The following is a 9,004-nucleotide window of genomic DNA, read 5'->3' as shown; positions in this document are numbered from 1 at the left end:
TTGGTGGAGCTAAACGGGATCGAACCGTTGACCTCTTGCATGCCATGCAAGCGCTCTCCCAGCTGAGCTATAGCCCCATCTCGAGGACGGGGCGCATGTTAAGAGCGCCCCGAGTGCCTGTCAACAATATTTTTCTTACGGCCCCAAATTTTTTGCCACTAGAACAATTACTTAGAGCCGGCCTTACAGTAGGGTGCGCCATGCGCACCGATGCTCAACAACTCGGCACGCGGCGCGCACAGCGCACCCTACACAGCCTTCAACCGATGCTGGCCAGCAGCTTCTCCCACTCCTTGGTCTCTTTCTTCGAGGTACCGCCGAGCAGCTCCAGCGCCTGGCGCAGGCGGAAGCGGGTAAGATCCGGGCCGAGGATTTCCATGGCATCGAGCACGGACACCGAGCTGGCCTGGCCGGTGATGGCAGCGAACATCAGCGGCATGGCATCACGCAGCTTCAGCTCCAGGTGTTCCACCACCGCCTGGATGCAGCCGGTGATGCGATCTTTCTCCCACTGGCGCAGCGCTTCGAGCTTCCACAGGATCAATTGCATCAACTGGCGAACCTGGTCGGGCGACAGCTTCTTGTGCTCGAACAGCTTGGCATCCAGGTTCAGCGCGCCGGAGAAGAAGAAGCCGGCCAGCGGTGCGATCTGGCTGAAGGTCTCCACCCTGCCCTGCACGTGCGGCGCGATCTTCATCAGGTACTCGGGATTGAGCGCCCACTTCTGCACCTCGGCGGCGAAGGTTTCTACCGGCAGCTCACGCAGCCACTGACCGTTGAGCCAGGACAGCTTCTCCCGATCGAAGATCGGCCCGCCCAGCGACACGCGGTTGATGTCGAAGTGCTCGATCATCTCGGCCAGGGAGAACTTCTCGCGCTCGTCCGGCATCGACCAGCCCATGCGCCCCAGATAATTGAGCATGGCCTGCGGCAGGTAGCCCATGCGCTCGTAGAAGGTGATGCTGGTGGGGTTCTTGCGCTTGGACAGCTTGCTCTTGTCCGGATTGCGCAGCAGTGGCATGTAGCACAGCGCCGGCTGCTCCCAGCCGAAGTACTCGTAAAGCTTGATCAGCTTGGGCGCCGACGGCAGCCATTCCTCGCCGCGCAGCACGTGGGTGATGCCCATCAGGTGGTCGTCGACCACGTTGGCCAGGAAGTAGGTGGGCAGGCCATCGGCCTTCATCAGCACCTGCATGTCCATGCGATCCCAGGGGATCTCGACGTCGCCACGGAGCATGTCCGGCACCACGCAGACGCCCTCGCTGGGCACCTTCATGCGCACCACGTGCGACTCGCCGGCGGCGATACGGCGCTGCGCCTCGGCCGGGTCAAGATGCATGCAGTGACCGTCGTAACGTGGGGTTTCCTTGTTGGCCATCTGCTGCGCGCGCACCTGATCGAGGCGCTCGGCGGAGCAGAAGCAGGGGAAGGCGTGGCCTTTGCCGACCAGTTCGTCCGAATACTTCTTGTAGATCTCGCCACGCTCGCTCTGCCGGTACGGGCCATGCGGGCCGCCGACGTCCGGGCCTTCGTCCCATTCGATACCCAGCCAGCGCAGGGCGTCGAAGATCTGCTGCTCGGACTCACGAGTGGAGCGCAACTGGTCGGTGTCTTCGATGCGCAAGATGAACTGGCCACCGTGCTGACGGGCGAAGCACAGGTTGAACAGCGCGATATAGGCGGTGCCGACATGGGGATCGCCGGTCGGCGATGGCGCGATACGGGTACGAACGGTGGTCATGAATGCTCTCGGAAGGAAGACACGAGGGTGAATCAAGCGGGCGATGTTAGCAGGCTGACCGGCCCCGGCTCCAGCAACCCACCACGGGTGATGGGCAAGGCGGCGATGAGGAAGTCGAGGAAGGCCTTGACCTTCATCGCCTGGAAACGCCGCGATGGGTAGATCGCGTAGATTTCCCCCACCGGCAGCCGCGCATCGGGCAGCAGCTCGATCAGGCGTCCGCTGCGCACCGCTTCTTCACTGATCATCACCGGCAGGCCGGCGATGCCCGCCCCAGCCACCGCCGCCTCACGGGCAAAGGTGATGTTGTTGCAGGTCAGTACCCGCTGGCAGGGCACGCTTGCATCCAGCAGCGGCCAGTAACGCGGCGCGTCGTGTTGCAAGAGGATGGCCCGGTGCCCCTCCAGCTCCGCCACGCTGCGCGGCGTACCATGGGCGGCGAGGTAGGCCGGGCTGGCGCAGAGACGTCGAGCGCTCTCGAACAGCTTGCGCGCGATCAGGCTGGAGTCCTGCGGCTGGCCGACCAGGATGGCGATATCCACCCCCTCCTCCAGCGGATCCACCAGGCGCGAGGTCAGTTCCACTTCGGCATTGATCTGCGGGTACTGGCGCATGAACTCGCCCAGCACGCGGCCGAGGAACAACTGGCCGAACTCGATGGGCGCACTGATGCGCAACAGGCCCGATGGCTCGTGCTGCAACTGCATCACGGCCTGCTCGGCCTCGGCGAAATCGAGCATGATCTGCCGACACCGCTCGTAATAGGCCTGGCCCACTTCGGTCAGGCGCAGCTTGCGCGTGGTGCGATTGAGCAGGCGTACACCGAGGCGCTCCTCGAGCAGGACGATGCGCCGACTCACGGTGGATTTCTGCATGCCCAGGCTGACCGCCGCCTGGGTGAAGCTGTGGCACTCCACTACGCGGGTGAAGATCAATGCGTCATCCAGCCCCATTATTGTTCCCCATAAGCAACAAAGCATGCCCAGTCTAGCCTCTACTAGCGCCAGCGGAACACTGTTAAATTTGCTTACATTCCCTCCGTTTGCCTTCGAGCCTCATGCATGCCCGCCCAATTGCAACGTCGTCTTCTCATCTTCGTGACCCTGCTGGTATTGATAATCGCAACCCTGTTCGGCCACTGGCTGCTGGTCGGGCGCTACCACGAGAGTACCGATAACGCTTACGTTCAGGGCGAGATCACGCGTATTTCCAGCCAGTTGAATGCACGCATCGAACAAGTGCTGGTGCGCGATAACCAGCACGTAGAAGCCGGCGAACTGCTGGTCACCCTGGAGGATGCCGACTTTCGCCTGGCACGCCAGCGCGCCGTCGCCGCTCTGCAAACCCACCAGGCCGAACGCGCCCAGGCGCAGAGCAAGCTCGACCAGCAGGCCAGCCTGATCGCCGCCAGCCAGGCCGATGTCGCTGCCAGCCAGGCCACCCTGGAGCGCGCCCAGCTGGATCTGAACCGCGCCCAGACCCTACGCAAGCCTGGTTATGTCTCCGAAGAGCGCGTCACCACCCTGGCTGCCGACAACCGCGTGGCCCGTTCGCAAGTCTCCAAGGCCCAGGCCGATCTGCAGGCGCAGCGTCAGCAGGTGGCCAGCCTGGAGGCCGAGATCAAGCGCCTGGATGCCCAGATCCTCTCCGCTCGGGCCGACCTGGAACAGGCCGATCTCAACCTCTCACGCACGCAGATCCATGCGCCGATCAGCGGCTTCGTTGGCCAGCGCTCGGCGCGCGAAGGCCAGGTGGTACAAGGCGGCGCCTACCTGCTGTCGCTGGTGCCGGATCAGGAAATCTGGGTGCAGGCCAACTTCAAGGAAACCCAGATCGGCCAGATGCGCCCGGGGCAGAAAGCCGAGCTGCGCTTCGACAGCTACCCCGACACCCCCATCGAGGGCCGCATCGACAGCCTGTTCGCCGCCTCCGGCGCGCAGTTCAGCCTGCTGCCGCCGGACAACGCCACCGGCAACTTCACCAAGGTGGTGCAGCGCATTCCGGTGAAGCTGACCTTCGCCGCCGACAACCCGCTGCACGGTCTGATCCGCCCCGGCATGTCGGTGGAAGTCAGCGTCGACCTGCGCAGCGACCAACGCCATGACGGGTGATGCGCTGATCCGGGCGACGGCAGAACCCAGCCGCCGCGACTGGATCGCCGTGATGAGCGCCATGCTCGGCGCCTTCATGGCGGTGCTGGACATCCAGATCACCAACTCCTCACTCAAGGACATCCAGGGTGCGCTGTCCGCCACACTGGAAGAAGGCTCGTGGATCTCCACCTCCTATCTGGTGGCCGAGATCATCATGATTCCGCTCACCGCCTGGCTGGTGCAGCTCCTTTCTGCGCGGCGCCTGGCGGTGTGGGTATCGGTGGGCTTTTTGATCGCCTCGCTGCTGTGCTCCATGGCCTGGAGCCTGGAGAGCATGATCGTGTTTCGCGCCCTGCAGGGCTTCACCGGCGGCGCGCTGATCCCGCTGGCGTTCACCATGACGCTGATCAAGCTGCCCGAGCATCACCGCGCCAAGGGCATGGCGCTGTTCGCCATCACCGCTACCTTCGCGCCCTCCATCGGCCCCACGCTAGGCGGCTGGCTGACCGAAAACTGGGGCTGGGAATACATCTTCTACATCAACGTGCCGCCCGGCCTGATCATGATTGCCGGCCTGCTCTACGGCCTGGAGAAGAAGGCGCCGCACTGGGAGCTGCTGAAGACCACCGACTACGCCGGCATCGCCACTCTGGGCCTGGGCCTGGGCTGCCTGCAAGTGTTTCTCGAAGAAGGCCACCGCAAGGACTGGCTGGAGTCGCAACTGATCGTCGGCCTGGGCAGCGTGGCGCTGGTCAGCCTGATTCTGTTCGTCATCCTGCAGATTTCCCGCCCAAACCCGCTGATCAACCTTGGCGTACTGCGCGAGCGCAACTTCGGCCTGTCCAGCATTTCCAGCCTGGGCCTCGGCGTGGGGCTGTACGGTTCGATCTACGTGCTGCCGCTGTACCTGGCGCAGATTCAGGGTTACAACGCCATGCAGATCGGCGAAGTGATCATGTGGATGGGCATACCGCAGTTGTTCCTGATCCCGCTGGTGCCCAAGCTGATGAAGATCATCTCGCCAAAGTGGCTATGCGCCCTGGGCTTCGCCCTGTTCGGCGCGGCGAGTTTCTTCTCCGGCGTGCTCAACCCGGACTTCGCCGGGCCGCAGTTCAACCATATCCAGATCGTCCGCGCACTCGGCCAACCACTGGTGATGGTCACCGTGTCGCTGATCGCCACGGCCTACATCCTGCCCCAGGATGCCGGCTCGGCCTCCAGCCTGTTCAACATCCTGCGCAATCTCGGCGGTGCCATCGGCATCGCCCTGCTGGCCACCCTGCTGGACGCACGCACCAAGGTCTATTTCGACTACCTGCGCGAATCCATCGTGCCGACCAACCCGCAGGTGGACGAACGCCTGCACCTGCTGACACAGACCCTGGGTAGCGAACAGGCGGCATTGGCCAGGCTGAGCCAGATCGCCCATGAACAGGCCACCATCATGGCCTACAACGATGCCTTCCATGCCATCGGCATCGCCCTGGCCGTGAGCATGCTGGCGATCCTGCTGACGCGAAAGCTGCCGCAGAACATGGCCGGGGCCAACGCGGCGCATTGAGTCCGGTCGTAGGGTGGATGCCGCTTTTTGCATCCACCAAGGCGGTGGATCGGTAAAGCGTGATCCACCCTACAGAACTGCATGGACGCAGGATGTAGCCCGGATGCAATCCGGGAATGGGATTATTGGCTGCGCTACACCTGCAACAAGCGATCACGCAGCTTCTGGATCTCGTCGCGCAACTGCGCTGCAGCCTCGAACTCCAGGTCGCGGGCGAGTTGGTACATCTTCTCTTCCAACTGGCGAATACGCTTGGTGATCTCGCTCGGCGAGCGCAGCTCGCTCTCGTAACGCGCGCTCTCCTCTGCGGCCTTGGCCATGCCCTTGCGCTTGTTGCTGCGCGCCCCCGGTACCACGGCGCCTTCGAGGATGTCCTTGATGTCCTTCTGCACGCCCTTGGGCACGATGCCGTTGGCCTCGTTGAAGGCCATCTGCTTGGCACGGCGGCGCTCGGTCTCCTCGATGGCTCGACGCATCGAGCCGGTGATGTTGTCCGCGTAGAGAATCGCCTTGCCGTTGAGGTTACGCGCCGCGCGGCCGATGGTCTGGATCAGCGAGCGCTCGCTGCGCAGGAAGCCTTCCTTGTCCGCATCGAGGATGGCCACCAGCGCCACTTCGGGCATGTCCAGGCCCTCGCGCAGCAGGTTGATGCCCACCAGCACGTCGAAGGTACCCAGGCGCAGGTCGCGGATGATCTCCACCCGCTCCACCGTGTCGATGTCCGAGTGCAGGTAGCGCACCTTGACGTCGTGGTCGCCCAGGTAGTCGGTCAAATCCTCGGCCATGCGCTTGGTCAGGGTGGTGACCAGCACGCGCTCGCCCACCGCGACACGCAGACGAATCTCCGACAGCAGGTCGTCGACCTGGGTGCGCGCCGGGCGCACTTCCACCTCGGGGTCGACCAGGCCGGTGGGGCGCACCACCTGCTCGATCACCCGCCCGGCATGCTCACCCTCGTATGGCCCGGGCGTGGCGGAGACGAAGATGGTCTGCGGGCAGGCCGACTCCCATTCCTCGAAGCGCATCGGCCGGTTGTCCAGTGCCGAAGGCAGGCGGAAGCCATACTCCACCAGGGTTTCCTTGCGCGAACGGTCGCCCTTGTACATGGCGCCAACCTGCGGCACCGAGACGTGGGATTCGTCGATCACCAGCAGCGCCTCGTCCGGCAGGTAGTCGTACAGGGTGGGTGGCGGCGCGCCGGCCGGGCGACCGGACAGGTAGCGCGAGTAGTTCTCGATGCCGTTGCAATACCCCAACTCGAGGATCATCTCCAGGTCGAAGCGGGTGCGCTGCTCCAGGCGCTGCGCCTCCACCAGCTTGTTGGCGCCACGCAGGTATTCCAGACGCTGCTGCAGCTCGGCCTTGATGTGCTCCACCGCCTCCAGCAGGGTTTCGCGCGGCGTGACGTAGTGGCTCTTGGGGTAGAAGGTGAAGCGCGGCAGCTTCTGGATCACCTCGCCGGTCAGCGGGTCGAAGGCGCTGATGCTCTCCACCTCGTCGTCGAACAGCTCGACACGGATGGCTTCCAGATCCGATTCCGCCGGGAAGATGTCGATCACGTCGCCACGCACACGGAAAGTGGCGCGGGCGAAGTCCATGTCATTGCGCGTGTACTGCAGCTCGGCCAGTCGGCGCAGCAGCGCGCGCTGATCCATCTTGTCGCCCCGGTCGAGGTGCAGCACCATCTTCAGGTACTCCTCGGGGCTACCCAAGCCGTAGATCGAGGACACGGTGCAGACCACGATGACGTCCTTACGCTCGATCAGCGCCTTGGTCGCCGACAGGCGCATCTGCTCGATATGGTCGTTGATCGAGGCATCCTTCTCGATGAAGGTGTCCGACGACGGCACATAGGCTTCCGGCTGGTAGTAGTCGTAGTAGGAGACGAAATACTCCACCGCGTTGTTCGGGAAGAAGGCCTTGAACTCGCCGTAGAGCTGCGCAGCCAGGGTCTTGTTTGGCGCCAGCACCAGGGTCGGGCGCTGCACCTGGGCGATGACATTGGCCACGGAAAAGGTCTTGCCCGAGCCGGTCACACCCAGCAGGGTCTGGTGCGACAGACCGGCCTCCAGCCCCTCGACCATCTGCCGGATCGCCTCGGGCTGATCGCCGGCAGGCTTGAAGCGGGTCACCAACTGAAACTCGGACATGCAGTACCTCGACGAATGACTGTGACGCTTCTCTTCGGACTGCGTCAAAAGCCATGAATTGCAGGGCGAGTTGGCAATAGCACCAGGTAGAGTCGAATCACCTGGCAAAAGGCCTTAATTCAGGGCTTTGCGCTGTCGCCCCCTGGATTCAGGGTCGTTATACTAACGCCCCGATTACGCGCCCCCTAGCGCTTTTGTCGGGGACGCCTGGCCTCCCACCCCTCACTCGAGTTGCCGCACCCATCATGAGTCTCTTCTCCGCCGTCGAAATGGCTCCGCGCGATCCCATCCTGGGCCTCAACGAAGCATTCAACGCCGACACCCGCAGCACCAAGGTCAACCTTGGCGTGGGCGTCTACTACAACGAGGAGGGGCGAATTCCGCTGCTGCGCGCCGTCGCAGAAGCCGAAAAGGCACGCATCGAGGCCCATGCACCGCGTGGTTACCTGCCGATCGAAGGCATCGCCGCCTATGACAAGGCCGTGCAGGAACTGCTGTTCGGCAAGGGCGCAGCCCTGATCGAAGCCGGCCGTGTGATCACCACCCAGGCTCTGGGCGGCACTGGCGCCCTGAAGATCGGCGCCGACTTCCTCAAACGCCTGCTGCCCGATGCCACCGTGGCCATCAGCGACCCGAGCTGGGAGAACCACCGCGCGCTGTTCGAGGCGGCTGGCTTCCCGGTGCAGAACTACCGCTACTACGATCCGTTCAGCAACGGCGTGAACCGTGGCGGTCTGCTCGAAGACCTGCGCAACCTGCCGGCGCGCTCCATCGTCGTGCTGCATGCCTGCTGCCACAACCCCACCGGCGTCGACCTGCAGATGGAAGACTGGAAAGCCGTGCTGGAAGTGTTGCGCGAGCGTGAACACGTGCCCTTCCTCGACATCGCCTACCAGGGCTTCGGTGACGGCATCGATCAGGACGCCGAAGCCGTGCGCCTGTTCGCCGATTCGGGTCTGGAGTTCTTCATCTCCAGCTCCTTCTCCAAGTCGTTCTCGCTGTATGGCGAGCGTGTTGGCGCGCTGTCGCTGGTCACTGGCAGCCGTGAAGAGTCGGCTCGCGTACTGTCGCAGCTCAAGCGCGTGATCCGCACCAACTACTCCAACCCACCGACCCACGGCGCCACCGTGGTCGCCAGCGTGCTCAACAGCCCAGAACTGCGCGCCATGTGGGAAGCCGAACTGGGCGAGATGCGCGAGCGAATTCGCAGCATGCGCCTGGCCATGGTCGAGCAACTGACCGCACTGGGTGCCAAGCGCGACTTCGGCTTTGTCGCTGAGCAGCGCGGCATGTTCTCCTACTCCGGCCTCACTGTGGAGCAGGTCGAGCGCCTCAAGGAAGAGTTCGGTATCTACGCCGTCGGCACCGGCCGTATCTGCGTCGCCGCCCTGAACAACGGCAACCTGGACAGCGTCACCCGCGCGATTCATGCGGTGCTCTGAGGCTTAGTAGAAACCAA

At 63.7% G+C, this 9,004-nt stretch carries 6 protein-coding genes and 1 tRNA gene; 3 read left to right on the top strand and 4 right to left on the bottom strand.

Annotated elements, in window-relative coordinates; translation table 11 throughout:
- Position 1 precedes the first annotated feature (1 nt).
- The 3 genes from ACSVIK_RS15470 to ACSVIK_RS15460 form a co-directional block, all read right to left on the bottom strand.
- Positions 2–77: transfer RNA gene (locus tag ACSVIK_RS15470), tRNA-Ala, on the bottom strand.
- A 182-nt stretch (positions 78–259) separates the two neighbouring features.
- On the bottom strand, positions 260–1,741 hold the full coding sequence (gene gltX, locus ACSVIK_RS15465; protein WP_442445150.1) for a glutamate--tRNA ligase: 1,482 nt from the start codon (positions 1,739–1,741) through the stop codon (positions 260–262).
- A gap of 32 nt (positions 1,742–1,773) precedes the next feature.
- Positions 1,774–2,694 carry a LysR family transcriptional regulator gene (locus tag ACSVIK_RS15460; RefSeq protein ID WP_442445149.1) on the bottom strand — a complete coding sequence of 307 codons (921 nt, stop codon included), beginning with the start codon at positions 2,692–2,694 and terminating at the stop codon, positions 1,774–1,776.
- Between the two features lie 108 nt (positions 2,695–2,802).
- On the opposite strand from ACSVIK_RS15460, the gene ACSVIK_RS15455 reads away from it, so the two are divergent.
- Positions 2,803–3,852 (top strand): HlyD family secretion protein, encoded by a 1,050-nt coding sequence (locus ACSVIK_RS15455; RefSeq protein ID WP_442445148.1) that lies wholly within the window; start codon positions 2,803–2,805, stop codon positions 3,850–3,852.
- 49 nt (positions 3,853–3,901) lie between these two features.
- The gene (locus tag ACSVIK_RS15450; protein WP_442445153.1) at positions 3,902–5,395 is read left to right on the top strand and encodes an MDR family MFS transporter; all 1,494 of its coding nucleotides are present in this window, start codon (positions 3,902–3,904) and stop codon (positions 5,393–5,395) included.
- Positions 5,396–5,529: 134 nt separating this feature from the next.
- Here ACSVIK_RS15450 and uvrB read toward each other — a convergent pair whose 3' ends face one another.
- Entirely contained in the window at positions 5,530–7,545 is a 2,016-nt protein-coding gene (gene uvrB, locus ACSVIK_RS15445) for an excinuclease ABC subunit UvrB (protein WP_442445147.1), read from the bottom strand.
- Between the two features lie 245 nt (positions 7,546–7,790).
- Here uvrB and ACSVIK_RS15440 point away from each other — a divergent pair, with 245 nt between their 5' ends.
- Positions 7,791–8,987, top strand: coding sequence for an amino acid aminotransferase (locus tag ACSVIK_RS15440; protein ID WP_442445146.1), 1,197 nt, complete (start codon positions 7,791–7,793; stop codon positions 8,985–8,987).
- Positions 8,988–9,004: the final 17 nt, after the last annotated feature.

This window comes from Pseudomonas sp. NCHU5216 (genome assembly GCF_052156495.1).
Taxonomy (GTDB): Bacteria; Pseudomonadota; Gammaproteobacteria; order Pseudomonadales; family Pseudomonadaceae; genus Aquipseudomonas.
This window is presented reverse-complemented; position numbering and strand designations above follow the sequence as displayed.

Excerpts from the sequence above, each read along its gene's own strand:
- gltX (WP_442445150.1), bottom strand. The coding sequence starts at position 1,741 with ATGACCACCGTTCGTACCCGTATCGCGCCATCGCCGACCGGCGATCCC.
- ACSVIK_RS15460 (WP_442445149.1), bottom strand. The coding sequence starts at position 2,694 with ATGGGGCTGGATGACGCATTGATCTTCACCCGCGTAGTGGAGTGCCAC.
- ACSVIK_RS15455 (WP_442445148.1), top strand. The coding sequence starts at position 2,803 with ATGCCCGCCCAATTGCAACGTCGTCTTCTCATCTTCGTGACCCTGCTG.
- uvrB (WP_442445147.1), bottom strand. The coding sequence starts at position 7,545 with ATGTCCGAGTTTCAGTTGGTGACCCGCTTCAAGCCTGCCGGCGATCAG.
- ACSVIK_RS15440 (WP_442445146.1), top strand. The coding sequence starts at position 7,791 with ATGAGTCTCTTCTCCGCCGTCGAAATGGCTCCGCGCGATCCCATCCTG.